At 60.4% G+C, this 26229-nt stretch carries 21 protein-coding genes and 5 pseudogenes; 8 read left to right on the top strand and 18 right to left on the bottom strand.

All coding sequences use genetic code 11. The features are described 5' to 3' along the window. Positions 1–104: 104 nt before the first annotated feature. From ACLBKR_RS20385 to ACLBKR_RS20375, 3 pseudogenes are all read left to right on the top strand, one after another. Positions 105–596: pseudogene (locus tag ACLBKR_RS20385) on the top strand (amino acid ABC transporter permease); the annotation flags it as partial. A gap of 99 nt (positions 597–695) precedes the next feature. Next, positions 696–1010 (top strand): annotated as a pseudogene (locus ACLBKR_RS20380) (ABC transporter substrate-binding protein); the annotation flags it as partial. A 99-nt stretch (positions 1011–1109) separates the two neighbouring features. Then, positions 1110–1744: pseudogene (locus tag ACLBKR_RS20375) on the top strand (Gfo/Idh/MocA family protein); the annotation flags it as partial. 123 nt (positions 1745–1867) lie between these two features. Here the strand turns inward: ACLBKR_RS20375 and ACLBKR_RS20370 are convergent. From ACLBKR_RS20370 to ACLBKR_RS20340, 7 genes are all read right to left on the bottom strand, one after another. Beyond that, a complete protein-coding gene (locus ACLBKR_RS20370) occupies positions 1868–3466 on the bottom strand; it encodes an MFS transporter (protein WP_113339400.1) in 1599 nt (532 codons plus the stop codon). Further along, positions 3463–3906 carry a DoxX family protein gene (locus tag ACLBKR_RS20365; RefSeq protein WP_113339401.1) on the bottom strand — a complete coding sequence of 148 codons (444 nt, stop codon included), beginning with the start codon at positions 3904–3906 and terminating at the stop codon, positions 3463–3465. The genes ACLBKR_RS20370 and ACLBKR_RS20365 overlap by 4 nt, the downstream gene beginning before the upstream one ends. A gap of 359 nt (positions 3907–4265) precedes the next feature. Then, on the bottom strand, positions 4266–6248 hold the full coding sequence (locus ACLBKR_RS20360; protein ID WP_113488142.1) for an amidohydrolase: 1983 nt from the start codon (positions 6246–6248) through the stop codon (positions 4266–4268). Positions 6249–6376: 128 nt separating this feature from the next. Next, positions 6377–7213 (bottom strand): alpha/beta fold hydrolase, encoded by an 837-nt coding sequence (locus ACLBKR_RS20355; protein ID WP_414902062.1) that lies wholly within the window; start codon positions 7211–7213, stop codon positions 6377–6379. A gap of 145 nt (positions 7214–7358) precedes the next feature. Continuing rightward, positions 7359–7646, bottom strand: a complete 288-nt coding sequence (locus tag ACLBKR_RS20350) for a XapX domain-containing protein (RefSeq protein ID WP_112826969.1) — start codon at positions 7644–7646, stop codon at positions 7359–7361. Between the two features lie 68 nt (positions 7647–7714). Next, the gene (locus ACLBKR_RS20345) at positions 7715–8404 is read right to left on the bottom strand and encodes a hydrolase (RefSeq protein WP_112826968.1); all 690 of its coding nucleotides are present in this window, start codon (positions 8402–8404) and stop codon (positions 7715–7717) included. 416 nt (positions 8405–8820) lie between these two features. Continuing rightward, a complete protein-coding gene (locus ACLBKR_RS20340) occupies positions 8821–9729 on the bottom strand; it encodes an AraC family transcriptional regulator (RefSeq protein ID WP_342346001.1) in 909 nt (302 codons plus the stop codon). 188 nt (positions 9730–9917) lie between these two features. On the opposite strand from ACLBKR_RS20340, the gene ACLBKR_RS20335 reads away from it, so the two are divergent. Further along, a complete protein-coding gene (locus tag ACLBKR_RS20335; protein ID WP_162759224.1) occupies positions 9918–10478 on the top strand; it encodes a hypothetical protein in 561 nt (186 codons plus the stop codon). 54 nt (positions 10479–10532) lie between these two features. On the opposite strand, the gene ACLBKR_RS20330 is transcribed toward ACLBKR_RS20335, so the two are convergent. Beyond that, a complete protein-coding gene (locus ACLBKR_RS20330) occupies positions 10533–11465 on the bottom strand; it encodes a VOC family protein (RefSeq protein WP_113448007.1) in 933 nt (310 codons plus the stop codon). Positions 11466–11581: 116 nt separating this feature from the next. Between ACLBKR_RS20330 and ACLBKR_RS20325 the strand changes: the two genes are divergently transcribed. Both ACLBKR_RS20325 and ACLBKR_RS20320 read left to right on the top strand, forming a co-directional pair. Continuing rightward, complete coding sequence (locus ACLBKR_RS20325; protein WP_113448006.1) at positions 11582–12481, top strand: LysR family transcriptional regulator; 900 nt, start codon at positions 11582–11584, stop codon at positions 12479–12481. Between the two features lie 298 nt (positions 12482–12779). Continuing rightward, positions 12780–13136 (top strand): annotated as a pseudogene (locus tag ACLBKR_RS20320) (DDE-type integrase/transposase/recombinase); the annotation flags it as partial. Position 13137: 1 nt separating this feature from the next. Here the strand turns inward: ACLBKR_RS20320 and ACLBKR_RS20315 are convergent. The 8 genes and pseudogenes from ACLBKR_RS20315 to ACLBKR_RS20280 form a co-directional block, all read right to left on the bottom strand. Next, positions 13138–13284, bottom strand: a pseudogene (locus ACLBKR_RS20315) (IS6 family transposase); the annotation flags it as partial. A gap of 82 nt (positions 13285–13366) precedes the next feature. Further along, positions 13367–14734 carry an FGGY-family carbohydrate kinase gene (locus ACLBKR_RS20310; protein ID WP_113448005.1) on the bottom strand — a complete coding sequence of 456 codons (1368 nt, stop codon included), beginning with the start codon at positions 14732–14734 and terminating at the stop codon, positions 13367–13369. Then, positions 14731–15054, bottom strand: coding sequence for an L-rhamnose mutarotase (rhaM, locus tag ACLBKR_RS20305; RefSeq protein ID WP_113448004.1), 324 nt, complete (start codon positions 15052–15054; stop codon positions 14731–14733). The genes ACLBKR_RS20310 and rhaM overlap by 4 nt, the downstream gene beginning before the upstream one ends. Continuing rightward, positions 15054–16070, bottom strand: a complete 1017-nt coding sequence (locus tag ACLBKR_RS20300; RefSeq protein WP_113448003.1) for an ABC transporter permease — start codon at positions 16068–16070, stop codon at positions 15054–15056. The genes rhaM and ACLBKR_RS20300 overlap by 1 nt, the downstream gene beginning before the upstream one ends. Further along, positions 16067–17065 carry an ABC transporter permease gene (locus ACLBKR_RS20295; RefSeq protein ID WP_113448002.1) on the bottom strand — a complete coding sequence of 333 codons (999 nt, stop codon included), beginning with the start codon at positions 17063–17065 and terminating at the stop codon, positions 16067–16069. The genes ACLBKR_RS20300 and ACLBKR_RS20295 overlap by 4 nt, the downstream gene beginning before the upstream one ends. A 10-nt stretch (positions 17066–17075) precedes the next feature. Beyond that, the gene (locus ACLBKR_RS20290; RefSeq protein WP_113442391.1) at positions 17076–18611 is read right to left on the bottom strand and encodes a sugar ABC transporter ATP-binding protein; all 1536 of its coding nucleotides are present in this window, start codon (positions 18609–18611) and stop codon (positions 17076–17078) included. 66 nt (positions 18612–18677) lie between these two features. Next, positions 18678–19673 carry a rhamnose ABC transporter substrate-binding protein gene (gene rhaS, locus ACLBKR_RS20285; RefSeq protein WP_112826960.1) on the bottom strand — a complete coding sequence of 332 codons (996 nt, stop codon included), beginning with the start codon at positions 19671–19673 and terminating at the stop codon, positions 18678–18680. Between the two features lie 55 nt (positions 19674–19728). Continuing rightward, complete coding sequence (locus ACLBKR_RS20280) at positions 19729–20541, bottom strand: DeoR/GlpR family DNA-binding transcription regulator (RefSeq protein ID WP_112826959.1); 813 nt, start codon at positions 20539–20541, stop codon at positions 19729–19731. Between the two features lie 204 nt (positions 20542–20745). Here ACLBKR_RS20280 and ACLBKR_RS20275 point away from each other — a divergent pair, with 204 nt between their 5' ends. Further along, the gene (locus ACLBKR_RS20275; RefSeq protein WP_112827130.1) at positions 20746–22842 is read left to right on the top strand and encodes a bifunctional rhamnulose-1-phosphate aldolase/short-chain dehydrogenase; all 2097 of its coding nucleotides are present in this window, start codon (positions 20746–20748) and stop codon (positions 22840–22842) included. A 119-nt stretch (positions 22843–22961) separates the two neighbouring features. Then, positions 22962–24254 carry an L-rhamnose catabolism isomerase gene (rhaI, locus tag ACLBKR_RS20270; RefSeq protein ID WP_113448107.1) on the top strand — a complete coding sequence of 431 codons (1293 nt, stop codon included), beginning with the start codon at positions 22962–22964 and terminating at the stop codon, positions 24252–24254. Between the two features lie 180 nt (positions 24255–24434). On the opposite strand, the gene scpB is transcribed toward rhaI, so the two are convergent. Both scpB and ACLBKR_RS20260 read right to left on the bottom strand, forming a co-directional pair. Further along, on the bottom strand, positions 24435–25145 hold the full coding sequence (gene scpB, locus ACLBKR_RS20265) for an SMC-Scp complex subunit ScpB (RefSeq protein WP_414901964.1): 711 nt from the start codon (positions 25143–25145) through the stop codon (positions 24435–24437). A gap of 29 nt (positions 25146–25174) precedes the next feature. Beyond that, on the bottom strand, positions 25175–26128 hold the full coding sequence (locus ACLBKR_RS20260; RefSeq protein WP_113448914.1) for a DUF1403 family protein: 954 nt from the start codon (positions 26126–26128) through the stop codon (positions 25175–25177). Between the last annotated feature and the right edge of the window lie 101 nt (positions 26129–26229).

Genomic DNA, 26229 nt, shown 5'->3' with positions numbered 1-26229 from the left:
CCTGATCTGGCGCAGTGGAGGCTGCGCCCGGAGCAGGAAGACCCTTTCATGAATTACCAGTTCGACTTCGGTGCGGTCTTGGAGCGCGCCCCGGAATTGCTATGGGCTATATCGGGCTCTTCCAGGGCACGCCGCTGCTGATGCATCTCTTCGCGGTCTATCACGGCGTCGCGCTGCTCGGCATCGATGTGAGCGCGTGGCTGGCGGTCGAGATCGCCTTCAGGCTGCATGCGAGTGCATTCCTCGGCGAAATCTGGCGCGGCTCCATCCAGGCTGTGCCAAAGGGACAGACCGAGGCCGCCAACGCGCTCGGACTTCATTCCGTGTCGCGGATGAAAGATGTCATCCTGCCCCAGGCACTCAAGATTTCCCTGCCGGCAACCATCGGCTTCCTGGTACAACTCATCAAGGGCACGTCGCTTGCGGCAATCGTTGGATTTGTCGAACTCGCCCGCGCCGGACAGATCGTTTCGAACCAGACGTACCGCCCGCTGCTGGTCTTCGGCATCGTCGGCGCGATCTATTTCGTCATTTGCTGGCCGCTCTCCCATTTCGGAGCGGCTCTCGAGAAACGGATGGCCAAGGCCACCCGCTGACACCCCACACAACGATACCAAAGAGGAGGAAATGAAATGCAATACAATCGCAGGAAATTCATCGGCGTGACGCTTGCAACGACGGCATTGGTCCTCTTCGACGCCGCCGCGGCATCCGCCGCAGGCGTCGAAGAGGTGAAGGCCAAGGGCACGATCGTCGGCGGCAACCAGTTCTAGGGCCAGCGGCTCGAGGCTGCGGCGCCCGGCACATACGAACGCAAGATCGATTTCCTGACGACCTATAACGGCGTCGGGACGCACCTGGGCGAAGAGGACTGGAACGAAACCGTCAACGCCTTTCTCGACAAAATCAAGGCGAATGGCGAGCTGGCCGCCATCACCAGGAAATGGATGGGAATCGATCTTCTGCAATTCCCGGAATCCATTCCCAACATCCCCTTCACCGTGAACTGACATATCGAGGGAGGCGTCGTGCCTGCTTCTGCCAATACTCAATCCATGCTGATTTCACTTGAGAAAGTGGAGAAGTGGTACGGCGCCTTTCATGCTCTGAAGGACATCATCGACAGCGGCCGACTTGGGCAAGTGCTGGTCGTCAACGCGATGTTCTGGCTTTTCAAGCCGGACGACTATTTCGATATCGAGTGGCGACGTCAGGCCGGGGCCGGGCCGATCTTCCTGAACCTCATTCACGACATCGACAATCTTCGTTATCTCTTCGGCGATATCAGCGCCGTTCAGGCGCGGGAATCCAATGCCGTTCGTGGCAATGCGGTCGAGGAGACGGCCGTGATCCTCATTGAATTCGAGAACGGTGTTCTTGCAACCGCGTCCGTTTCCGACGCCGTCGTGGCGCCTTGGAGCTGGGAGATGACGACGGGCGAGAACCCGGTTTATCCGAAAACGACGAAGCCTGCTACGTCATTGGCGGGACGCACGATTCCCTCACCGTCCCGTCCCTGACGGTCTGGCGCAACCCGTCGAAGCGCAGTTGGTGGGAGCCCCTCGAGACGGAGGAGGCCGCGTATATCGAGGAGAACCCGCTTGCCCTGCAGATCCGGCAGTTCTGCAAGGTCATCAGCGGTGAGGAACGCCCACTCGTCAGCGGTCGCGAGGGGCTCCAGACGCTCAAGGTCATCGACGCCGTGAAGAGATCGGCGAGGTCGGGAGAGCGTATCCTGTTGAGTTCACGCCAGATTGCCCAAACAGCCGACGGTTTATATTCGCAGTCGCATCAATTCTTTCGAATTCATCGCACCAGGCGACATAATGAAAAGGGCGGCCGAAGCCGCCCTGCTCCGTAGCCTTCGTCAGGCGGCGCCCGGTCGATTGATTGTCAGGAAATGACGAACGACAGGTTTGTCGGGTCCGACATGGTAGGCCAGAACCTTTCCCTGGAGGTCGGCATCGGCATTCGAAACCCGCTTGTGCTGGCGAAGGTGCTCGGCCCAGGATTCGACCATGAACCATTCGACGATCTTTTCCGGGTCGGCGGCGTCTTCGGTGACACCCCATCCATAGGCACCATCGCGGCGACGTTCGTGCGAAAGTTGATCGATGGCACGCAGGAAGGCGCTGCGGTGATGTTTCTCCACCCTGTATTCGATCAGGATCAGGACCGGACCACGGTCATGTGCAACGGGTTCGGCGACGAGCGGTTCGGGCCAATGGTTCGACGGCACCATGTCGGCATCGCCAGCGGGAAGCTTGATGCGGTGCATGATGATACCTGCGACAATCAGGCCAGCGGCACCGATGAGCAAGGTCGAACGGATGCCGACAGCCTCGCCGACCGCACCCCAACCGAGGCTTCCGGCGGTCATCGCACCGTTGAAGACGGTCAGGTAGACGGCAAGACCGCGACCACGCACCCAGTTCGGGAGCACCGCCTGCGCTGCGCCGTTCAGTGTCGTCAGCGCGGTGATCCAGGCAGCCCCGAGAAAGAGAAGAGCGATGATCGCGACGATCTTCGGCGGGGCAAGCGACAGGGCGCCCATGACGGCTGCGGTGATCAGGGCCGCGCCAAGCAGAAGGCCGTCGGAACTCAGGCGTTCACGCAGTCTCGGCATGACCAGCGCACCACCGATCGCGCCGGCGCCAACTGCCCCAAGCAAAATGCCGTAGAAGCTGGCATCGCCGCCCAGAAGCTGTCTTGCGACAAGCGGAAGGAGCGCCCAGACGGCACTGGCGAAAGCGAAGAAAATCGCCGCACGCAGCAAGACGACATGCAAGGGGCGGCTCGAGCGGGTGTAACGAAGTCCTGCCCGGAAGGCGCCGAAGAAGTTTTCCTGAAGCGCATCGTTGCCGCTCTTTGCACGTGGCCACCAGACCAGAGCCGCAATGACGACGACATAGCTCGCAACGTCAACCCCATAGGTGATCCCCGCTCCGAAGGCGGCAAGAAGCAGACCACCGGCGGCAGGCCCGATGGAACGGGCGATATTGATGCCGAGCGAGTTGAGAGCGACCGCGCTCTTGACGTCCTCTCGCTTCACCAATTCGGGAACGATCGCCTGCCAGGTCGGCCCCATCAGGGCGGCGCCAATGCCGCCGAGGAAAGTCAGGCCGATCAGCGCGCTGACCGAAAGCATACCCATCTGGGACAGAGCCATCAGCGAAATGCTCACAAAGGCCAGAAGAAGCTGGACTGCGATCAGGAATTTGCGACGGTCGAGAATGTCAGTCAGTACGCCCGCCGGGATGGCGAGCAGGAAGATCGGCAACGTTCCGGCTGCCTGGATCATGGCGACTGCGGCAGGCGATGCGGAGAGATCGGTCATCAGCCATGAACTGGCGACGTCGCGCATGAAACTGCCGGTGTTGCCGAGGACGGTGGCAGTCCAGAGAACCGCGAAGACAGGCTGCGCAAGGGGAGCGAATGTGCCCCCGGATGTTTTGGCGGCGCTCATTTGCCTGCTCCCCTGCTAAGATCGAAAGCTGCGACGAAGACGAACGCGCCTGCGAGGCCGAGGTGCTCGAAGAAGGCATTGGTCGCCATCATGCGGTCCATTCCTGGAGCCATTTCCCAGAAGCGCAGCGCAATGAAGGTGGCCATCAGAGTGAAACCGGCCAGCGCCAGGGCCCCCGCCCAACGGAAGAAACCGGAGACCACCAATGCCGACGCCGTCAGTTCGAACACGATGACGGCGACCGCGAAGAACGCGGCCGGATGGAGACCGAAGTGATCCATTTCGGCCAGGGCCCCGTTGAAATCGAAGATCTTGGTCAGCGGACCCTGGATATAGGCGGCGCAGAGCGCCAATAGCGCGATGGTGCGCGTCGCAGGCGCGGCGGTGACGCGGGCGAGCAAGCTGCCCTTGCGTGTTGCGGCTGGAGAATGATCGGTCATGTCTGCTCCTGTTGGGTTTGGCCGGTCGAGCCGAGCGGCGCTGTATTGGGCTGATGGAGCGATATTGGCCGGAGAGATTGCCGCCAACAATTGCATTAAAAATTCAGATTTAATTGCGATTTCCGCAATTAATGCCGAATGGGCAAACACTGCCTGCCCAATGGCACTGATAGAGGAGCAGAGCTATCGCATATGAACGCGAGGCCCCCACCCCTCCCCACAAGGGAGAGCCTAACCCACCCTATCCGCCGAAACCCAATGAGACGGAGCGGTTGCCGCAAATTTCCCCTTGGGGGGAGATGGCCGGCAAGCCGGAAGGGGGCTGGCGTCTTAGACGATAGCCCTTTGATGTCCCGGCCTCACACGGCCCAACAGGAGCAACCGAGTGCACCGAAGAAACCCTTGAGGTCAGCGATCGGAAGCTTCGACGTCCATGCCGATGCGTGATCGTGTCCATGCACACCGCAATCGCTGGCGCAGCCGCAGGTGGAGATGGCGGTACGGCGCAGCGAACGGGCACCCGCGCCCTCCGGTTCGCCCCAGACAGCGTAACCGCCGAACTTGCGGACGGGCGACCAGTCCGGCATCGCCGGTGGAATGGAGGTTTCGTCGAGCGTCTTGAAGTCTCCGGCACCATAGACGATCTTGCCGCCGACCATGGTCAGTTCCGAGACGATGAAGGAGATTTCGTCTTCGGCGCAGGAGAAGAAGTCCTTGTCCGGCACGACGAGGTCGGCGAACTGACCCTTTTCAATGCGGCCCTTTTTTCCCTCCTCGTTGGAGAACCATGTGACCTTCTCGGTCCACATCCTGAGCGCCGTCTCGCGGTCGAGGCAGTTGGCGCGCGGATAAAGCTGCATGCCGCCGACTGTCTTGCCTGTCACCATCCACGAAAGCGAGACCCACGGATTGTAGGAGGCGACGCGGGTGGCGTCGGTACCGGCCGAGACATTCACGCCCTTGTCGAGCATCTTCCTGATCGGCGGTGTCGCTTCCGCAACGCCATGGCCGTAGCGCTCGACGAAGTACTCGCCCTGATAGGCCATGCGATGCTGGGTCGCGATGCCGCCGCCGAGAGCTGCAATGCGGTCGATAGAGCGCTCCGAAATGGTTTCGGCATGATCGAAGAACCAGTTCAGTCCCTCGAGTGGAATATCCCTGTTGACCTTTTCGAAGACATCGAGCGCTCGCGAGATGGTCTCGTCATAGGTCGCATGCAGGCGCCAGGGCCAGCGGTTTTCCGCCAGAATGCGCACCACGGCTTCCAGTTCGCCCTCCATTTCCGGCGGCATGTCCGGGCGCGGCTGACGGAAATCCTCGAAATCGGCGGCGGAAAAGACCAGCATCTCGCCGGCCCCGTTATGACGGAAGTAGTCGTTACCCTGCTTGTATTTGACCGACTGCGTCCAGACGAGGAAGTCTTCCTTCTCCTGCTTCGGCTTCTGGGTGAAGAGGTTGTAAGCCAGCCGAACGGTCATCTGGTTCTCATCTGACAGCTTCTGGATGACCTCGTAGTCGTCTGGATAATTCTGGAAGCCGCCACCCGCGTCGATCACGCCGGTCACGCCAAGCCGGTTCAACTCGCGCATGAAGTGGCGAGTCGAGTTGACCTGGTAGTCGAGCGGCAGCTTCGGCCCCTTGGCAAGCGTCGAATAGAGAATGCCGGCATTCGGCTTGGCCAGCAGCAGCCCCGTCGGATTACCGTTCGCATCACGGGCGATTTCGCCGCCGGGAGGGTTGGGCGTATCCTTCGTATACCCCACTGCACGCAGGGCGGCGCCGTTCAGCAGTGCGCGGTCGTAAAGATGCAGCAGGAAAACCGGGGTGTCGGGCGCCACGGCATTGATTTCCTCGATGGTCGGAAGACGCTTTTCGACGAATTGATGCTCGGTGAAACCGCCCACGACCCTGACCCATTGCGGTGCCGGCGTGATCGCCACCTGACGCTTCAGCATGTCCATGGCATCGGCAAGCGAGCGTACGCCGTCCCAGCGCAGTTCCATGTTGAAGTTCAGGCCGCCACGCACGACGTGGGTATGGTTGTCGATCAGGCCGGGCAATACCCGCTTACCCTTGAGATCGATGATCTTCGTGTCCGGTCCGGCAAGCGCCATGACCGCGCTATCCGACCCAACCTCCAGAAAAAGCCCATCCTTGATTGCGACTGCCGTCGCGTTCGGATTGGTCCGGTCAAGCGTGGTGAAGCGACCGTTATGGAGAATGAGGTCGGGATGCATATCGTCTACTCCGGGTTGTTGAGGATCGGCGGCATTGGCCGTGGAAAAGAGGCTCGAAAACGCGAGACCTGACGCCGCTCCAAGAAAGGTCCGACGTGTCGTCATTGGCAAGACTCCTGTAGATAGCTTTGAATGCGACGAGTTCAGGCCGACGTTACCGCTTAGACGACCCCACACCGCTGTTGTCCACGAAAGACCGGAGCCGCGACGACGATCGCGGCCCCGGGATATCCTCAGGACTGGATGAATTCCAACAGGTCTGCATTGAGGACATCTGCATTGACCGTGAGCATGCCGTGCGAGAAGCCCGGATAGGTCTTCAGCGTGCCGTTCTTCAGGAGCTTGACCGACTTGTGAGCCGAAGCAGCGATCGGCACGATCTGGTCGTCTTCGCCATGCAGGACCAGCGTCGGCACGCCGATGGCCTTCAGATCGTCCGTCTGGTCCGTTTCCGAAAAGGCCTTGATGCCATCGTAATGGGCCTTTGCACCGCCCATCATGCCCTGCCGCCACCAGTTCTGGATCACGCCTTCATGCACCGTCGCACCGTCGCGATTGAAGCCGTAGAAGGGGCCAGCCGGAACGTCGCGGAAGAACTGCGCACGATTGGCGGCCAGCGCAGAGCGGAAGCCATCGAAGACTTCCATCGGCAGACCTTCCGGATTCGAGGCCGTCTTCAGCATGATCGGCGGAACGGCGGAAACGAGTACCGCCTTGGCAACGCGGCCCGACGGCTCGCCGTGCTTCGCGACATAGCGGGCAACTTCGCCGCCGCCTGTCGAATGTCCGATGTGGACCGCGTTCTTCAGATCCAGCGCTTCCACGACCGCGAAGGCATCGGCTGCGTAATGGTCCATGTCATGACCTTCGGAGACCTGCGCAGAGCGGCCGTGTCCACGGCGGTCATGAGCAACGACGCGATAGCCCTTCGACAGGAAGAACAGCATCTGCGCGTCCCAGTCATCGGAAGACAAAGGCCAGCCATGGTGGAACACGATCGGCTGGGCATCCTTCGGACCCCAATCCTTGTAGAAGATGTCAACGCCGTCCTGGGTGGTTACATATGCCATGGTCTTGTTTCCTTCGTGTGAGGTTGTGGCGGAAGCAGCATTCGCTGCGAAACCGAAAGCGGGTGAAATTGCGACGGTCACTGCAGCAGCACCCGTCGTCAGCAGCACGTTGCGGCGCGTCATGGAAGTGAAGCTCGAGGTCATGTCAGCCTCGCTTTTCACGTTGTTCGTCTGCTCCAAGAGCGACGGCAAGATTTTCACGGCCTTTTGGCAAATGACCGAACATGTGCGGTTTGATCTGATGAATCCAGGAAATTGCAGCAGGCTCTTTTGCCCAGAGCGATCTTGCCAGAGGAATGATCTGTTCACCAACCAGGATGCCGAGGAGCCCGACGAGCGCGATGACCGGCGGGGCGGGCGAGCGAACATTGAGAAGGCTGTAAATGATGCCGACGAGCAGGCCTGCGCCGAGAGACAGAAGATAAATTTTCATGGGATGTTCTCCACGAAGTGAGAAAAAGGCCGCTTCGACGGGGTCCTCGAAGCGGCCCGCCAGGATCGTTATTTCGCGGGGTTCGGGCCGATGCGCTTGCCATGCTTGACGCGTTCTTCAGCGCCGTGAACCATGGTGTAGGCGTAATCGATACCCATGCCGTAGGCACCGGAGTGTTCCTTAACGAGCGTGGTGACCGCGTCGTAGGTTTCCTTGCGAGCCCAGTCGCGCTGCCACTCGAGCAGGACTTGCTGCCAGGTGACGGGGATCACCCCTGCCTGCACCATCCGGTCCATGGCGTATTTGTGCGCGTCGGCGGAAGTGCCGCCGGAAGCATCGGCGACCATGTAGATTTCAAAATCAGGGCGATCATGCAGCGCCGAAAGCGCGAAGGTCGTATTGCAGACTTCTGTCCAGAGACCGGAGACAACAATCTTCTTGCGGCCCTGGGCGGCGTTCTTGTCGAGCGCATCGCGAACGTTCTGGTCGTCCCAGGAATTCATCGAGGAGCGCTCGAGAATATCGTTCTCCGGGTAGACCGCAAGCAGTTCGGGGAAAGTGTTGCCCGAGAAGCTCTTGGTTTCGACCGTGGTGATCGTGGTCGGGATGTTGAAAATTTTCGCTGCCTTGGCAAGCCCGACAACGTTGTTCTTCAACGTCTGACGGTCGATCGACTGCACGCCGAAAGCCATCTGCGGCTGCTGGTCGATGAAGATGAGCTGGCTGTTTGCGGGGGTAAGAACTTCGAGCTTGGACATGGTCTTTCCTCTTTGGTTGTCTGAACCGCGTGTTGCGGTGTGAAAATGGGCAGCAGCTATCGATCGGACGACGCGGTGGCGCCGTCTTTCCGAAATCCTTGAAGTGTTGCCGGTTTCGTTTGGAAGCCGTTCACTTGTTGCCTTGGCTGCTGAATAGAAATCTAACGCAGCAGACCCATGCACGGAATTGCAATATTAATTGCGAATGAATTGCGAAAACCGCAACAATCTTCACATGGCGCCGGATGTCCGTATCGTTTATGGCAAGCGCCCATCGCTGGCCGAACACGGAGATTTCTGGCGCGAACCGGCTAAGCGGTCTTGTTGATTAGTCAGGTTCATGGAATGAAATGCAGGTAAATTCTGCATGGCAATGCAAAAGGCCGCATGCGCCTCGCAAATGCAATCCGCCACATTCAGGCGTTGCGCCGCCAGATGCCGGGCGTGGTCCCGACGAGGTTCACGAACACGCGCGTGAAGTGGCTCTGATCGGAAAATCCGCAGGAGATGGCAATTTCGGAAATTGCGACATCCGTCTCCAGCAGGAGCGTCCGCGCTCTGGCAATCCGCTCCCGCAACAGCCATTGATAAGGGGTCATTCCCGTCGTTTCGCGGAAGGCGTGGATGAAATAGCCACGCGAAAGGTTACAGGCCCGGGCGAGTTCCGCAATCGATACGTTGCCATGAAGATTGTCGAGAATAATCGACTTGGCGACATTCTCCTGGGCACGGGACAGTTTTCGCGCGCGAGTCCCGGAAGCGGCGGTCCGATGACCGTACTTCTGGATCACATGGGTGCCGATCGCCGTCGTCAGTTGATCGACAAACAGTCTGCTCGCCTGCTCGGGATTTTCGAGTGCCGGTATCAGGGCGCGTGCGAGATTGGCGAGAACCGGATCGGGATGACCCGTTATGGTGTTGAGCACGGACACCGCCCGCAGATCGGCTTCCTCGGCGATCGTCGCAAGCGCGGCAGGAGAAATCTCGAAGAGAAGAAAGTCGAAGGCATTCCGGAGATCGGCTTTGTATCTCTCGTCCAGGCTCCGGATATATACCGAGTCCTGTTCGAAGACATGTGTCGTCGCGTGATGCTCGTGGAAGATCCGCCGGGTATGGCCAGGAAGCGTGGAGACGCCGATGACAAATCCGCGATTGCTGGCTTCCGTGGATACCTGCTGAGACAAGCCTTCCCGCACCCCCTTGCGAAGCACAGTCAGGCCGGCACCGCGAAGTGTCTGGTTCGTGGACAGCTTTTCGAGCGAACAACCGAAGCTGTCGGTCGATGCGTCAGCAGGTTTTTCAAAGGGAGTGGTGGATTTCCTCATCAAACACGCTACCTTCCGTTCGATAAAAACCAGCAGGCGGGTCTCTTCCGTTGCCATGCGGGAAAGACGAGGACTTTAACTATCCCAATATGGCCGGACGCGCCACAACGGTGGATTGAACGGCATCTTTACAACCACGGCCCGACATGTCTCTTCGGCATCATTGGCCATCCCGATACGAGTTTATTGTGGCTACAGCATCGGCGGTCACCGACAAGATGGGCGAATGGTTCAGGGTGGGCGACGCGCCCACGCTCGTCGTCAGGCCGCTCCGGGAAGCCGAGATGACGATAATCCACGTCTGTCGCGAGTATCCCCTTTCAGGTCCATCGGTCGTCATCCCGGCAGAGGATGCGTTTCTCCTCGTGCTCTACCTGAGGGACACCGAGCATTCCGACATTTTCCAAGACAGGCCGCCGGCCCCCTTCAGGATCTATCCCAAAGGATCGATATGTCTCATCAATCTTGCGGCAGGCGCTGCGATTTCCGTTCGCGGACAGTTTGAAGCGCTCGCGATCCATCTGCCACGCAAGCATCTGGCCGAGCTGGCCGAACAGACCGAAGCGCCGTCGGTCGACGATCTCGCGGTTTGTCGCGGCAGGGATGATCCGACGGTTCGCGACATCGGCGCGGCACTCCTTCCCTTGATCGGCCAGCGTGATGTGGACCGATCGCTGGTCGCCCATATCGCTCTCGCGCTCAATGCACACATCGTCCATTGCTACGGTCGTACGCGCAGGACGCACTAAAGCGCCGCGCACCCGAGGGTCGCGACGCCTTCGGTTTCAATCCCTGGCCTCGTCTCAGGCGGCAAGGGGTACGAGATTGGCCCGGATCTGATCCCGGTACGCTTCGTATCGACTTGGCAGCTTGAGGGCTTCACCGAGATGAGCAGTGTCCTCGTCGCGATTGAAGCCAGGCTCGTTCGTGGCAACCTCGAACAGGATACCGCCCGGCGTGCGGAAGTAGATCGCCCAGAAATAATCGCGATCGATGACCGGCGTCACCTGATAGCCCGTATCCATCAGTGCCTTGCGCACTTCGAGTTGTTTTTCGCGATCGTCAACGGCAAACGCGACATGATGAACCGAACCGGCACCTTGTCGCGCGAACGCCGTCTTCGGCAGCGCCTCGAGATCGATCATATCCGCTCCGTTTCCTCCCGGAATGATGAAACGGGTCACGTCACCTTGTTTTTCGGCGCGCTGATAGCCCATGAAACCGAGCAGTTCCTCGGTCGCAGCGCTGTCATGCAGACTGAAACGCGCGCCAGCGAACCCGCGGATGGCCACATCGCTTGGGATGCCGGGAGAAAGCCTTGGAGCGCGGTTGTCATCGTGAGCCTCGACGAGCGCCAGGCCATCGCCGTCGGGTCCCCTGAAGCGAAGTCGGTTGGCGCCGAATATGACATCCGATTCCAGACCGCCGACTCCCTGGGCTGTCAAGCGATCCTGCCAGAACGTCAACGCACCCTTCGGCACGGAGAACTGTGTCTCCCCAACTTCGCCGACGCCGCGGCGGCCCTGCATCATGTTCTGGAACGGAAAGTAGGTCATGACGGTGCCGGCCGAGCCGTTCTCGTCGCCATAATAAAGATGGTAGACGCTCGGGTCGTCGAAGTTGACCGTCTGCTTGACGCGGCGCAGACCGAGCGTCTCGGTGAAGAAGCGGTTGTTCTGCCGAGCATCCGAAGCCATCGAGGTCACGTGATGCAGTCCCTTGATATCCTTAATCATGTCGACGCCTTTCAATGGCCGTTGGGTTCAAGTGTTAAAATGACTGTATCCAGCTTGAATGCTGAAAATAATTGCAATATTTGTTTCGATTTAGTTGCAATAAACGAAACAATAACATGAACGATTACAAAGCTCTTCGAACCTTCCTTCTTGCTGCGGAGAAGCGGAATTTTGCTCAGGTCGCCCGCGAACTGGACATGACACCAGCAGCGGTGACACGTGCCATCGCAGCGCTTGAGGCTGAACTCGGCGTGCAGCTCTTCGTACGCACGACCCGGCAGGTGTCGCTGACGACCGATGGCGCCATCTTCGCCGCGCAGATTCAGCCCGCGGTGAAGGCGCTGGAAGATGCAAGGCGCGAGGTGATGAATGCCCACAAGGCTGATGAAGGGCGGCTGCGGATCAGCGCGCCGACATGGTTCGGCAAGACGGTGCTGCCGCCGATCCTGTCCGGCTTCAAGGAACGCTATCCGAAGATGAGCTTCGAGATCTCGTTGTCCGATGGGCTGGTGAACATCGTCGACGACGACTACGATCTCGCTATCCGCATTTCCTCGCAGCCTTCCGACAAATTCACGATCTGGAGAAAGATCCGAAGGGTGCCGCGCATCTTGGTCGCCGCACCGGGCAGTCGCTTCACCTCCATGGAGCACCCGAACGAACTGAAACCAGACGACTGCCTTGCCTATAGCGGGGAAAGCCGACGCGAGAACTGGGTGCTGTCGGACGGCGGATCGAGCATCACGATTGCTGCAGGTCGGGCGTTCAGCGCCAACAGCGGCGAGGTTCTGGCCGACATGGCGGCGGACGGCGCCGGTGTTGCCCTGTTGCCAGGCTTCAACATCGCCGACCATATCAGGAGCGGCCGCCTCGTCCACGTCTTCAAGGGCTGGGCGCCGCCGGAGCTGTGGCTGACGCTGTTCTATCCGCCATACCAGGCTCTGCCTCCGAGGATCGCCTCATTTTCGAAATTCTTCGAAGAGCAGGTTGCCGCCCACATGGTGATGCTGGACTGACGCACTCCGGTGCGGTGCGTTGCACTGATCGCATAAGGCGTCCGGATCCAGATCGAAGACCGATCAGATCTCCGGCAACGCAGTCAATCTTGCACCACACCTGCGGCAAGGTCGACATCGCGGAAGCGGAATTCGCCCCACCCGGCCCTCGTCGCCGAAGGCTCCGGCTTCGTCGGTCGAGACCTCATCCGCCGCCTGCTGGCCGATGGCCGATGCGTCCGCGCGCTTGCTCGCAGCGCTGGTGCGCGGACCCAGGTTCAGGCGGTCGGCGCCGAGGCGGTCGTCATGGGCCGCCCCGAACCGGGTTACGCGTCTGAGCCGCCTTGCCGGGATCAAGGCGCAGATTGGCTAAAAACGCCGTCCCGGCATCTACGGCGGCAGGCCTTCCGTCGCTATCGACAACACGCTCGACCGGCAGTTCGACGTGGCGGCTCCGGACAAGTCGTGGGGCACGGACATCACCTACATCCGGACCTGCGAAGGTTTTGCATATTTGGCCGTCGTCATCGACCTCTATTCCCGCCGGGTGATCGGCTGTGCACTGCAGAGTCGCCAAACTACCGACGTCGTGCTGCAGGCTCTGCTCATGGCGGTTTGGCGACGCAAACCGAAGGACAAGGTGCTGATCCACTCGGATCAGGGCTCGCAGTTCAGCGGAACATCTCCTCCAGATCTCTGTAGCTGAGCGGATAACGAAGATACCAGGTCACCGCTTGCAAGATCAGCCACGCCTCGAAATGCCACCCTTTGAAATCGTCTTTAGATTGGCGCTTCAATTTCTCGGCAATGGAATTCAGAATCATGGCTACGCCCCGCTACATCGGGAGCGGAATTCCCCAAGCTTGGTGAACAGCCCGTTAAGCGCAAAAATTTGCGACAAGCCCGTCATGAGGTCAGCCATGCATCCCGGTAGTCTTTCAACGCCAGCGAAGGGGTATAGCGTATGGAACCCGAGATCGGCAGCTTCATCCCCGCCAGCATCGCGGCCCCAAGAGCAGTGCCACTCAAGGATTCCCCGGACTGGACGATAACATCGCGACCTGTGGCCGCCGCCAGCGCCTTCAAATAGACCGTGTTCCGGCTCATCGGCCCCTCCACGATGATCTCCCCTTGCGCGCCGATCAGATCGAGGCAGACCTCCGTCATCAGTGCTATGTAGAGCGACGCCGCAACGACCTTTTCAGCGCCCGAAGCCGGCGACCCAACCCATCGCATGCAACGTCCAGGAAAAGGACCGGACCCCTCGACGACATTCGGCAGGATCATCAGAGACTTGCCGATAACCCTGTCGATAACATCATCCAGATCGCCGTCCGGCATGGCGAGGCCATGCATCAAAACTTCGAATTCGCGGCCGCCCATGAAACGCGCCGAAGGCGTGGCCTTGCCAAAGGCATTGACGTTGGCCAAGCTGTCGCGCTCCGGCGTTAATTTCTCGATGTTGCCAGGTGTTGCGAAACACACCACCCAGGTCCCCGTCGAAACCACCGAGAATGGCGGTTTGCGGAGGATCAGGTGAGGCAGTAGCGATGCGTTGGAATCGTGAATGCCGCAATAGACCGGTACCGGGCGCGACAGCCCCAGCACCGCGCATAACTCGGGCAGAACAGGCCCCAGAGCGTCGAATGCCGAGCGGACCGGAGCCATCCTGTCGCGGATACCGAGACGATCCACCAGCGACGAGAACTCACCCTTCGCGGGGTTCCAGAGATCCGTGTGGCAACCGAGCGAGGTCGCCTCGTTGGCCACCACTCCACTCAGCCGCCACGCCCAGTATTGCGGGTAGGTGAAAATGACCCAGACGCGTTCGAATGCTTCTGGAAAGGCATTCTTCTGGAAATGCAGCTGCGCACCGAGATTGAGGCCCGCGGAAAGGGCGGGCGAGCATGTCTCGGAGAACTCCGGCCGGAGCCTTGCATAGGCTTCGCGGATCGCCTGCGGGTATTCGAACTCGTAATCCAGCACCGGCAGCGCCAGTTCTCCGTCCTTGCCCAGCAGCACCGCGCTCGCACCGTGGGTGGTGATGGAAATCGCGTCGAAGCCCGGAGCACGGGCGAACTCCGCAAGCGTTGCCTGGATGAAGGACCAGAGTGCCTCTATGTCATAATGCGGATAGGGCGGTCCGGCAATGACTGTGTTGGGCGTCTTGCGCACAGCGATTTCGGCGCCGCTTTTCCCATCCAGCAAGACCACCTTGGCATTGGTTTTGCCGATATCGATGACGGCGACCCGCTCGTATTTCGTATCCGTCATGGCAGGTGGAACACCGTGACGAGATCGGTGGCGACAGGCGAATTGTCCGGATTGCTCTCCATGATGTCGGCCATATGAGCCCACCAGCGCTTCATCACCGGATGCTCCGGAAGGCTCGCCATGCCATGGGTTCTCGGGCGCGTCAGGACACCGAACAGCGTGTTGGTCTCGCGGTCCAGATGGATCGAATAATCGCTGACGCCAGCCTCGTGCAGAAGGTCGACAAGATCCGGCCAGATCTCGTCATGACGCTTCTTGTATTCGGCCTCCATGCCGGGATTGAGCTTCATCTTGAAGGCATGCTTTTCCAGCTCGGACATCACCTCTTCCTTGCGTTGCGAATGCGACGCCCGATGATGGGCAGTGCGATGGTAACGATCAGAAGCAGGCCGATGAAGATCGACATGACGATGCCCGGCACATTGAGAAGGCCGAGGCCGAAGGTGACTAGGCCCATAACGAAAGCGGCGATGACGACGCCCGCGATGGTGCCCGCCCCGCCGAGGATCGAGACCCCGCCGAGGACCACCATGGTCACAACCTCGAGCTCCCAGCCTTGAGCAATCGAAGGACGGGTCGAGCCGAGACGCGAGGTGAGGCAGACGGCCGCGATTCCGCTCATCAGGCCGGTGAGCACGAACAGGATGAACTTCACCCGCTCGACCGGAATGCCGGAAAAACGTGCCGCAAGCGGGTTGTTGCCGATCACGTAGACCTGCCGGCCGAAATTCGTCGCATGCAGAAGAACGGCGAAGACACCGGCGAGAACGAGGAAAAGCACGAATTCGAAGGAGAAGACCCAGAAGACATAGCCCTGGCCGAAATAGCCGAAATCGGCGGGATATTTGCCATAGGCCTGATCGCCGAGCACGATATAGGAAATACCGCGGAAGAGGCTCATCGTGCCGATGGTGACCACGATGGACGGCAGTTTCAGCCCCGCAACCATCAGACCGTTGAAAGCACCACAGGCAAGGCCGACGCCAATGCCGATGGCGACGAGGCCGGACGTGCCGACACCCATCTGAACGGCAGCACCCATGGCGGTCGATGCAAGCGCAATGATGGCGGCGACCGAGAGATCGATTTCGCCGGCGATGATGAGCAGCGCCATGGCAAAGGCGATCATCGCCTTTTCAGTGAAGTTGAAAGTCGCGTCCGACAGGTTCCAGGCATCCAGGAAGTAGGGCGAAGCCAGCGAGTTGGCGATAAAGATCACCACGGCGACGCCGAACAGAAGGACCTCCCAGCTTCCCATCAACCGCTTGAAGGGCGTGCCCAGCCGATCCGGAATCTGGCGGCGTGTCACGACGTTTTCGGAAGCTGCAACGGTCATGCGGTCACCTCATGGGTATCCTTGGCTGCGCGATCACGCAGGATGATGCGGCCCCTCTTGCGTTCGGCGCGGGCATTGAAGACAACGGCCAGCACGATGACGATGCCGGAAATGGCCATCTGGGCAAAGGGCGAGATGCCGATCACCGGCAGCGCGTTCTTGATGACGCCGAGGAAAAGCGCGCCGAGAACGGTTCCGACCACGGTCCCGATACCGCCGGCAATCGACACGCCCCCGATGACATTGGCCGCGACGCTATCGAGTTCGAAACCGGCGGCGATATCGACATAGGCGACCGCATAGCGCGAAACCCAGAGATAGCCGGCAAGCCCCGCAAGCGCGCCCGAAAGCACGAAGGCAAGAAAGCGCGCCCGGCCGATATCGATGCCGGCATAAACCGCAGCCGTCGGGTTGCCGCCGGCGGCATAGGTCGAGCGGCCGAAGGGCGTGCGGGTCAGGACGAACCAGATCAGGAAGACGATGGCGATCGACACCCAGGACAGGATCGGCAGCCCGAGCACGACGAGACGCGGCAGATTGAGAAAATCGGGAGTCATCTGATGCGCATTCACCCAGCTGCCGCCGGAAAGTACGAAGGCCATGCCGCGATAGATCGTCAGCGTACCGAGCGTAACCACGATCGGCGGGATCTGCAAAAGCCAGACGAGGAAGCCGTTGATCGCGCCAAGGGCTGCACCGATCACGACGGCCAGAACGATCAGCAGCGCCAGCGGCAGGCCCGGATAGGCGGCATCGAGCATCGCGACCGCCATGCCGGTAAAGGCCAGATTGGCGGCAACCGAGAGATCGATCGATTTGGTCAGGATGACCGTCATCTGGCCGAGCGCCAGGATGATCAGGATCGACGTGTCGTTGAAGATGTTGGCGAGGTTTCCGGGCGTGGCGAAATTGGATGCCCGGGTCGAGAAGCCGACGATCATCACGATGATGATCAGGCCGAGTAACAATTCGCGGTTTTTCAGGAGACGTTGCATTGAAATGTCCTTACGCATTGCCGGTCGCGGCGCGCACCAGCGTCTCGGCGGTGAGGCCCTGACGCTGATAGATGCCGGCCTGAAGACCTTCGCGCATCACCATAACGCGATCCGACATGCCGAGAATCTCGGGCAGTTCGGAGGAGATCATGATGATCGAGAGGCCTTCGTTCGCAAGTTCGGAGATGAAGCCATGGACGGCGGCCTTGGAGCCGATGTCGATGCCCTTGGTCGGTTCGTCGAGAATGATGACCTTCGGCTGGGTGGCGAGCCACTTGCCGATGACCACCTTCTGCTGGTTGCCGCCCGAAAGCGTTCCCACCGGCACGGAAAGGGCAGCGGCGCGAAGATCCAGCCGTTCGGCATACTTGCGGGCGAGCGAGAACTCGTTGATCGCTTTCAGAAAGCCCCTTGCCGACGTACGGGCCAGCGACGGCAACGACATGTTCTGGTAGATTGGCATTTCAAGCGCCAGACCATGGCGACCACGCTCTTCCGGCACATAAACGATGCCAGCGGCGATGGCGTCTGCAGGGGAGCGGATCACGACGTCGCGTCCATCGAGTTTCAACGCCCCGGACGCCGGCATGGTGATGCCGAACAGTGACTGGCAGAGCTCCGAGCGACCGGCACCGATGAGGCCGTAAACGCCGAGGATCTCGCCCTTCTTCAGCTCGAAGGAAATATCGCGGAATTCCGTCTCATGGCAGTAGCGCTCGACGGCAAGCACCGTGTCGCCGATGGCAACCTCCACCTTTGGGAAAACGTCGTGCACGTCGCGCCCGACCATCAGGCGGACGATTTCATCCTGCGGCGTGTCCTTCAGAACGCCGGCGCCGACCATCTTGCCGTCGCGGAAAACGGCATAGTTCTCGGCAATCTCGTAGACCTCGTCGAACTTGTGGCTGATGAACAGGATCGCCTTTCCCTGACGTTTCAGACCTTCGACGATGCGGAAGAGATCATCGATTTCCTTGCGCGAAAGAGCCGCGGTCGGCTCGTCCATGATGACGATGCGCGCTTCGACCGAAAGAGCACGGGCGATTGCCACAAGATGGCGCTGCGCGATCGAAAGATCCTTCAGACGGATCGTCGGATCGATATTGCTTTCAAGCTCCGCCATCAGCTCGCGAGCGCGCTGGTTGATGGTCTTCCAGTCGATCAAGCCGAAACGCGTGCGGGGCGCATGGCCGAGGAAAATGTTCTCGCCGACCGTCAGCTCGTCGAAAAGCACGGTTTCCTGATGGATCGCGGTTACACCCGCATCGATCGCGGCCTGCGCGCTGGCAAAGGTCATCGCCTGGCCATCGATCAGGATTTCGCCCTCGTTCGGGCGATAGATACCGGTCAGGATCTTCACGAGCGTCGACTTGCCCGCACCGTTCTCGCCAATCAACGCCGTCACCTTGCCGGGATAGAGCGCGATGTTCACGCCATCGAGCGCCTTCACTCCGGGAAAGATCTGGGAAATGCCACGCATCTCGAGGATGGGCGTGTCAGCGGGTTCAGCGCCCGCGCCGATTTTTGAAGCTTGAACGGTCATCATCCCGTGCATCCGAAAATAGAAAAGGGCCCGGCGGCCAACGCCGCCGGGTGTTTTGGTGTCCGAGGATCAGAAGATCTTCGAGAACTGATCGATGTTTGATGCGTCGTAGACGAAGGGATCCGCCATTGCAGCTTCCCCGGTATCGCCGATCTTGATCTTGCCCATGCGGCCGGCTTCGATTTCCGAACCCGGAGCGCCGTCGGTGTCGCCCTTGACCAGGTGATAGGCGATCTGGGTCGCCGAATAACCGAGGTCGATCGGGTTCCAGATGGCGAATTCCTTGGTCGCGCCGGACTTGATGGCGCCGGCCATTTCCGAAGGCAGGCCAAGGCCCGTCACGTAGACGTCACCGATCTTGCCCGCATCCTTCACGGCCTGGGAGGCCGCGAGAACGCCGACGGTGGTCGGAGCAACGATGACCTTCACGTTCGGCGAGGACGACAGCAAGCCGTTGGCTTCGCGGTAGCTCTTGTCGGCGAGGTCATCGCCGTAGACCGTGGTCACGAGGTTGAGGCCGGGGAAGTCCTTCAACTGCTTCTTCATTTCCTCGATCCAGATGTTCTGGTTGGTCGAGGTCGTGGTGGCCGACAGGATGGCGAAGTCACCCTTGCCTTCCGGCAGGTGGTCGGCGGCAAGCTTGAGGCACATCTTGCCGATCAGCTCGTTGGAAGACGGGTTCAGGTGCATGATGCGGCCTTCCGGAGCAACGCCGGAGTCCCACGAGATGACCTTGATGCCGCGCTGGGCAGCCTTCTTCAGCGCCGGAACGACCGCATCCGGGTCGTTGGCGGAAATCGCGATGGCATCGACGCCCTGCGCGATCAGCGAGTTGATGACTTCGATCTGGCCTTCGGCCGTCGTGGATGTCGGACCGGTGTAGATGATCTCGACGCCGCCGAGTTCCTTGGCGGCTTCCTGCGCACCCTTGTTTGCAGCTTCAAAGAAGCCGTTGCCGAGCGACTTGACCACGAGCGCGATCTTCATATCAGCGGCACTTGCGGCTGAACCCATGGCCATGGCGGCAAGGGCGACGCCTGCGAGCAGTGTCTTGGCTAGTTTCATTTGATGTTCCTCCCAGGTTGATGGACTGCTTGAACTCCCCACGCAGCCGCGCCTCTCATGCGACCGACGTGGTATCCTCCTTCTCGGTCGAGGCCATCGGCTTGACCGTTATGAGCTTTATGCCTGAATTGGTGACCATCGCGGCCGCCTCCTCCGGAATCTTGTCATCCGTGATGATCGTCGAGACGTTGTCGAGCGAACACAGGATCAGGCTGGAACGCCGTGAAAACTTGCTGGAATCGACCATGACGATCAGCTCTTCGGCCTGTCGGACCAGCTTCTGCTCGCTCTGGATCACCAGCGCATCCGATTCCATAACGCCGAGCGCGTTAATGCCCTGCGCGCCGATGAATATGCGGCGAGCGTAGAAATTGCGGATCGCGTCGTTGTCGAAAGGCGAAAGGATCAGACTCTGGTCGCGATAGATCGCGCCGCCGGGAACCGAAACCGTGCATTTCGAATTTTTCACCAGATGCTCGGCGATGGCGAACGAATTGGTCATGACCTGCAGACGGCGAGCAGACATGAAGTGCACCATCTGGAAGGTGGTCGTGCCGCCATTGATGATGATCGAATCGCCTTCTTCGCAGAGATCGACGGCTGCGCGCGCAATTGCGCGTTTCTTATCGATATTGACTGATTCCGACACCCTGAACGGCCGTGCCGCGAGATTTCCAAGCTGCGGAGGATGCACCGCCTCGGCGCCACCGCGTACCCGGCGCAGTTTGCCCTGCACATGAAGCGACGCGATATCCCTACGGATCGTGGCCTCGGAAGCCTCCGTCAGCTCAGCGATATCCTGCACGGTGATGACCGGCTTTTCCTGGATCGCGCTTAAGATAATGCGATGTCGTTCGCGTTCGTGCATGGGCCCCTCCTGAGCTTGATTTATTCGTATTGCTTTTACGCTGTCAATCAAAAACGATCAAAAAAGATAATATTGCACCGCACAATGAGCATTTATGATCGAAATTGATTGACAACAGTCGGATCGATGCGCGATACCGTCGACCAGAAGGAGATGGGCCGCTCAGTGAAGCGGCCCATGAATCGACACGCAAGGGAGGAAGCAATGACGGGCCAAACCCGCCTTCTCGAAAACCGTTGGGACGACGCTTACGCTGCAAAGCTCGATGAACCGGGCAAGCTGCTCTATCGCTCCAATCTGCTCGGCGCCGACAAGCGCATCACCAATTACGGCGGCGGCAACACCTCTGCGAAGGTGCTCGAAACCGATCCGCTCACGGGCAATCAGGTCAGCGTCATGTGGGTGAAGGGCTCCGGCGGCGACGTCGGCACCATCAAGCTCGATGGTTTTGCCACCCTCTATATGGAAAAGCTCGAAGCTCTCAAGGGCATCTACAAGGGCGTCCACGACGAAGACCGTATGGTTGGCTTCCTGCCCCATTGCACCTTCAATCTCAACCCGCGCGCAGCCTCGATCGACACGCCGCTGCACGGTTTCGTGCCGTTCACGCATGTCGACCACATGCATCCGGACGCGATTATCGCGATCGCCGCCTCGAAAAACTCGAAGGAACTGACCCGGAAGATCTTCGGGGAAGAAATCGGCTGGCTGCCTTGGCGCCGCCCGGGCTTCCAGCTCGGTCTCGACCTCGAAGCCTTCGTCAAGGCCAATCCGAAGGCCAAGGGCGTCGTGCTCGAAAGCCACGGCCTGTTTACCTGGGCGAACGACGCCAAGGAATGCTATCTGCTGACGCTCGAAATCATCAACAAGGCGATCGAATGGTTCGCCAGGGAGACGGACGGCAAGACGATCTTCGGCGGCGCAGTCGCCAAGAGCCTGCCGGAAGCCGAACGTCGCGCCATCGGTGCACGGCTGATGCCGGAAATCCGCGGCCGCATCGGCAAGGCTGAGCGCAAGCTCGGTCACTTCGACGACCAGCCCGCCGTTCTAGAATTCGTCAATTCGAAAGACCTGAAGCCGCTCGGCAGCCTCGGCACGTCCTGCCCCGACCACTTCCTGCGTACCAAGATCCGCCCGCTGATCGTCGACTTCGACCCGGCCAAGCCGGATGTCGACACTGTTATCGCCGGCCTCGACAAGGCTCTCGAAGACTACCGCGCCGACTACACGCGCTATTACGAGACCTGCAAGCACGACAATTCGCCTGCCATGCGCGATCCAAACCCGGTCATCTTCCTGGTTCCGGGCGTCGGCATGCTGTCCTTCGCCAAGGACAAGGCGACCGCCCGCATCGCCGGCGAATTCTATGTCAACGCCATCAACGTCATGCGTGGCGCCTCGACGGTCTCCGAGTATCAGGGTCTGCCGGAACAGGAAGCCTTCGACATCGAATACTGGCTGCTTGAAGAAGCCAAGCTCCAGCGCATGCCGAAGCCGAAGTCGCTTGCAGGCCGTGTGGCCTTCGTTACCGGCGGCGCCGGCGGCATCGGCCGGGCAACGGCTGAACGGTTGATGTCCGAGGGCGCATGCGTGGTGCTCGCCGACATCGACGCCAACGCACTGTCCGACACGCTTGCCGATTTCTCCAAGCGCTACGGCGCGGATGCCGTTCGCTCCGTCACTCTCGACGTGACAAAGGAAGAGGCCGTCGCTTCGACCTTCGCTGAAGCCTGCGTCGAATTCGGCGGTGTCGACATTCTCGTTTCCAACGCCGGCATTGCCTCCTCTGCGCCGGTCGAGGACACCACGCTTCAAATGTGGAACAAGAATATCGACATTCTGACGACTGGTTACTTCCTCGTCTCCCGCGAAGCGTTCCGCCTGTTCCGCCGGCAGGCGATCGGCGGCAATATCGTCTTCGTCGCTTCGAAGAACGGCCTCGCCTCCTCGCCGAACGCCTCGGCCTATTGCACAGCGAAGGCCGCCGAGATCCATCTCGCCCGTTGCCTGGCCCTGGAAGGGGCGGAAGCCGGCATCCGTGTCAACACCGTCAATCCTGACGCCGTCCTGCGCGGCTCCAAGATCTGGAACGGTGAATGGCGCGAACAGCGTGCGGCTTCCTCGAAGATCGAGGTCACCGATCTGGAGGAGCATTACCGCAAGCGCTCGATGCTGAAGCTCAATGTCTTCCCGGAAGACATTGCGGAAGCAATTTACTTCCTTGCCTCCGATCTCTCGGCCAAGTCGACCGGTAATATCATCAACGTCGATGCTGGTAACGCCCAGAGCTTCACGCGCTGAATAATAACAATTGCCTGCTGCCGACGCTCCCAAGGTCGGCGGCAGGCCCCTCGCGGTTTGGAAAGTTGCAACGTCTTCGACGCGGCCTCATGCTCGCGCAGCGTTGCGGGGAGGATGATATGACAGAACAGAAGATCGCCGCCGACGTGATTTCGGCCGAGAACGAAAAGCGCGCCGGCGCGCTCAAGTCCGACTATGCAGCCCTTGGCGAAAAGCTCGCCCGCAACAATATCGACATCGACGCCGTCACGAAGCAGGTCGCCGAGTTCTTCGTCGCTGTTCCCTCCTGGGGTGTAGGCACCGGCGGTACGCGTTTTGCCCGTTTTCCCGGCCTCGGCGAGCCGCGCCATATCTTCGACAAGCTGGAAGACTGCTCGGTCATCAACGAACTGACCCGCGCCACGCCGACGGTTTCGCTGCATATTCCGTGGGACAAAGCGGACCCGAAGGACCTGAAGGCAAAGGGCGATGCGCTCGGCTTAAGCTTCGACGCCATGAACTCCAACACCTTCTCCGACGCGCCGGATCAGGCCCATTCCTATAAATACGGCTCGCTCAGCCACATAGACGCGGCAACCCGCGCGCAGGCCGTCGAACACAACATCGAATGCATCGAGCTTGGCAATGCCATCGGCTCGAAGGCGCTAACCGTCTGGATCGGCGATGGTTCGAACTTCCCGGGGCAGTCGAATTTCACCCGCCAGTTCGAGCGCTACCTCGCCTCCATGGCCGACATCTACAAGGCTCTGCCGGAAGACTGGCGGCTGTTCTCCGAACACAAGATGTACGAACCGGCCTTCTATTCGACCGTCGTGCAGGACTGGGGCACCAACTTCCTGATCGCCCAGACGCTTGGCCCGAAGGCTTTTTGCCTCGTCGACCTCGGCCATCACGCTCCGAACACCAATATCGAGATGATCGTCGCCCGCCTGATCCAGTTCGGTAAGCTCGGCGGCTTCCATTTCAACGACTCGAAATACGGTGACGACGACCTCGATGCCGGCTCGGTCGAGCCTTACCGCCTCTTCCTCGTCTTCAACGAACTGGTTGATGCCGAGCATCGCGGGGTCAAGGGCTTCCACCCGGCCCACATGATCGACCAGAGCCACAATGTCACGGATCCGATCGAGAGCCTGATTTCCAGCGCCAACGAGATCCGCCGCGCCTATGCCCAGGCGCTTCTGGTCGACCGCACGGCACTGGAGGGCTTCCAAAGCGAAAACGATGCGCTGATGGCGACGGAAACGCTGAAGCGCGCCTATCGCACGGATGTCGAGCCGATCCTGGCCGAAGCCCGCCGCCGCGCCGGCGGCGCTATCGATCCGGTCGCCACCTATCGCGCCAGCGGCTATCGCGCCCAGGTCGCGGCGGAACGACCGGCTGTGAAGGGTGGCTCGGGCGGCATCGTTTGATCTGTTCCGGGCCCGCGGCCCTAAATGCTGGATACACACACCCCGATTATGGCGCCGGCCATTCAAGTGCCGGGGTCACGATGAACGGCTCTACTGATTGCGTATCTTTTCAATGATTCCGCAAAAGATAAAGGATCGAGGGTCCCATCCAGAGTCTCGAGCGCGTCCCGGACGGACAATCTAGGACGTTGTCCTGAACGTGTCGTCGTCCCAGTCATGATCCTCCTCCGGCGCCCCCTCTTCTTCGCCTTGGCTTTGATCCTCATCTGTATCCACCGCGGAGTCCGCTTTCCGGCTGAGCAGCCCCGCATCCTCGAGTGCCTCGATATCCGGAAGGTCGCGGAGCGTCTCGAAGCCGAAAGCAGAGAGGAATTGCTTTGTCGTGACATAGGTGTAAGGAGCTCCGGGCGAGGGACTGCGCGGACCGGAGGCGAGAAAACCCGCAGAACGGAGATCGGCAATCGTGTCGCGGGAAATCTCCTTGCCGAAGACCTTCATCAGTTCCGCCCGGGTCACGGGCTGAAAGTAAGCGATCGCCATCAAGACGGCAGCCTCGTGCTCCGAAAGGTTCGCGGAAATCGAGCGCGTCGGTGCGAACGAGGCACGGATGATCGGCCCATAACTGGCGCGTGTCCGATGCTGCCAGCCGCCTGCGACGGAAACGATATCGTATGGTCTGCCGACGAGATCTTCGCGCAGGTCCTCCACCAACAGGTCGATACTGCAGTCCCGCCCCACCACCCGGGCCAGCGTCTCGCGATCGACTGGCTCGATCGAGGCAAAGATCACCGCCTCGACCCGCAGCATCCATTCGCGCCAGCGTAGTTCCGGGGGCAGATCCTGAAGTTCACGATCGATGAGGACCTCGCTTCGGGTTTTGGTCTTCCTCATCGCTCTTTCCAAATGCGGTTCCCCCATGGTTACACCCCGTAAATCCGGAAGCTCGTTCGACCCGACAGTTCACGCACGGCACCAAAACCCTGAAGCCGTTCGAACATGCGGCTGCTGGCCCAACGCGACAGGTTGGTTCCGGGAGCAGATGCCGCGATAGCATCGTCATCGAGCAGTTTGCGGATGACCGCCTCCGCCCCCTTGGTGCGCACCTTCGGCGCGACCAGGAGGAGGCTTTCGGCGCGGCGTCCAATATCGCCGGCACTCCGTAGCGCCGCATCGATGGCCTCAACGAGCGCCAGACATACCGCCCGCCCGAATACGTCATCGCCAGGACGAATACGCCCCCTGCCCCCGAGCGTGCGGAAGGCCGGACCGTAACGCTCGGCCATCAGCAGCGGCACGGGCCGTTCCCATTTGAGTTTCGCGGCGATCAGGATATCGGCGAGCGCCCATGCCAGCGGCTCGGCGTCCGGGCGGACGGCGACAATTGCCGTCACCAGGTCCGCAGCGGCGAAGAGCGCCGGCCGGCCCGACTGCAGCGCCACATCGGCAAGATCGACGGCGGTGGCCAGCCGCCCGTCCCATGCCAAGCCCAACAAATCGGCGAGTTCGGCCAGGGCCTTCGAGGAAAAGCCGGGTTTTCGGGTTGCAAGCCCTTTATAGGCGAGAAACACCTTGCCGGCCGGTCCTGGATCGTCGCCAACTGCGGTGAGCAGAACGGCGTCGCGCAGCGCGTTTTCGTCTTCGTTCCGGCCCATCAATCGCACCGCTGCCGCGGCGCATTTGAGGGCCTGACGGGCGCGCCAGCAGCCGGCCCAGGCTGGGCTTGACCGCACCAGATCATCGAGTGATTTCAAGGCAACGCCGGCGGCGAAGGCGGCGTCTGCGTTGTCGGGATTTGGGCGGGGCTGCCTCGCCCAACTTGGCAGGCGGGAGAGAACCGGGGTCAGAATATCGGTCGGGCGCGTGGTCGAATCCATGGGAGAGAGGATAGCAGAGGCGAGCGATTATTCCAGCAGTTTTGCCGACAAACCGCACAGCTCGTCTCGATTCTATAACGACAGATAATCTTGCATTATCG

Source organism: Paenirhizobium cremeum (genome assembly GCF_047553425.1).
Taxonomy (GTDB): Bacteria; Pseudomonadota; Alphaproteobacteria; order Rhizobiales; family Rhizobiaceae; genus Allorhizobium; species Allorhizobium cremeum.
Note: the sequence above shows the minus strand (reverse complement) of the source record. Positions and strands in the feature narration are given on the sequence as shown.

What these genes read in the sequence shown, in the direction of transcription:
- ACLBKR_RS20370 (WP_113339400.1), bottom strand. Translation starts at nt 3,466, where the DNA reads ATGAGCGCCGCCAAAACATCCGGGGGCACATTCGCTCCCCTTGCGCAG.
- ACLBKR_RS20365 (WP_113339401.1), bottom strand. Translation starts at nt 3,906, where the DNA reads ATGACCGATCATTCTCCAGCCGCAACACGCAAGGGCAGCTTGCTCGCC.
- ACLBKR_RS20360 (WP_113488142.1), bottom strand. Translation starts at nt 6,248, where the DNA reads ATGACGACACGTCGGACCTTTCTTGGAGCGGCGTCAGGTCTCGCGTTT.
- ACLBKR_RS20355 (WP_414902062.1), bottom strand. Translation starts at nt 7,213, where the DNA reads ATGGCATATGTAACCACCCAGGACGGCGTTGACATCTTCTACAAGGAT.
- ACLBKR_RS20350 (WP_112826969.1), bottom strand. Translation starts at nt 7,646, where the DNA reads ATGAAAATTTATCTTCTGTCTCTCGGCGCAGGCCTGCTCGTCGGCATC.
- ACLBKR_RS20345 (WP_112826968.1), bottom strand. Translation starts at nt 8,404, where the DNA reads ATGTCCAAGCTCGAAGTTCTTACCCCCGCAAACAGCCAGCTCATCTTC.
- ACLBKR_RS20340 (WP_342346001.1), bottom strand. Translation starts at nt 9,729, where the DNA reads ATGAGGAAATCCACCACTCCCTTTGAAAAACCTGCTGACGCATCGACC.
- ACLBKR_RS20330 (WP_113448007.1), bottom strand. Translation starts at nt 11,465, where the DNA reads ATGATTAAGGATATCAAGGGACTGCATCACGTGACCTCGATGGCTTCG.
- ACLBKR_RS20325 (WP_113448006.1), top strand. Translation starts at nt 11,582, where the DNA reads ATGAACGATTACAAAGCTCTTCGAACCTTCCTTCTTGCTGCGGAGAAG.
- ACLBKR_RS20310 (WP_113448005.1), bottom strand. Translation starts at nt 14,734, where the DNA reads ATGACGGATACGAAATACGAGCGGGTCGCCGTCATCGATATCGGCAAA.
- rhaM (WP_113448004.1), bottom strand. Translation starts at nt 15,054, where the DNA reads ATGTCCGAGCTGGAAAAGCATGCCTTCAAGATGAAGCTCAATCCCGGC.
- ACLBKR_RS20300 (WP_113448003.1), bottom strand. Translation starts at nt 16,070, where the DNA reads ATGACCGTTGCAGCTTCCGAAAACGTCGTGACACGCCGCCAGATTCCG.
- ACLBKR_RS20295 (WP_113448002.1), bottom strand. Translation starts at nt 17,065, where the DNA reads ATGCAACGTCTCCTGAAAAACCGCGAATTGTTACTCGGCCTGATCATC.
- ACLBKR_RS20290 (WP_113442391.1), bottom strand. Translation starts at nt 18,611, where the DNA reads ATGATGACCGTTCAAGCTTCAAAAATCGGCGCGGGCGCTGAACCCGCT.
- rhaS (WP_112826960.1), bottom strand. Translation starts at nt 19,673, where the DNA reads ATGAAACTAGCCAAGACACTGCTCGCAGGCGTCGCCCTTGCCGCCATG.
- ACLBKR_RS20280 (WP_112826959.1), bottom strand. Translation starts at nt 20,541, where the DNA reads ATGCACGAACGCGAACGACATCGCATTATCTTAAGCGCGATCCAGGAA.
- ACLBKR_RS20275 (WP_112827130.1), top strand. Translation starts at nt 20,746, where the DNA reads ATGACGGGCCAAACCCGCCTTCTCGAAAACCGTTGGGACGACGCTTAC.
- rhaI (WP_113448107.1), top strand. Translation starts at nt 22,962, where the DNA reads ATGACAGAACAGAAGATCGCCGCCGACGTGATTTCGGCCGAGAACGAA.
- scpB (WP_414901964.1), bottom strand. Translation starts at nt 25,145, where the DNA reads ATGAGGAAGACCAAAACCCGAAGCGAGGTCCTCATCGATCGTGAACTT.
- ACLBKR_RS20260 (WP_113448914.1), bottom strand. Translation starts at nt 26,128, where the DNA reads ATGGATTCGACCACGCGCCCGACCGATATTCTGACCCCGGTTCTCTCC.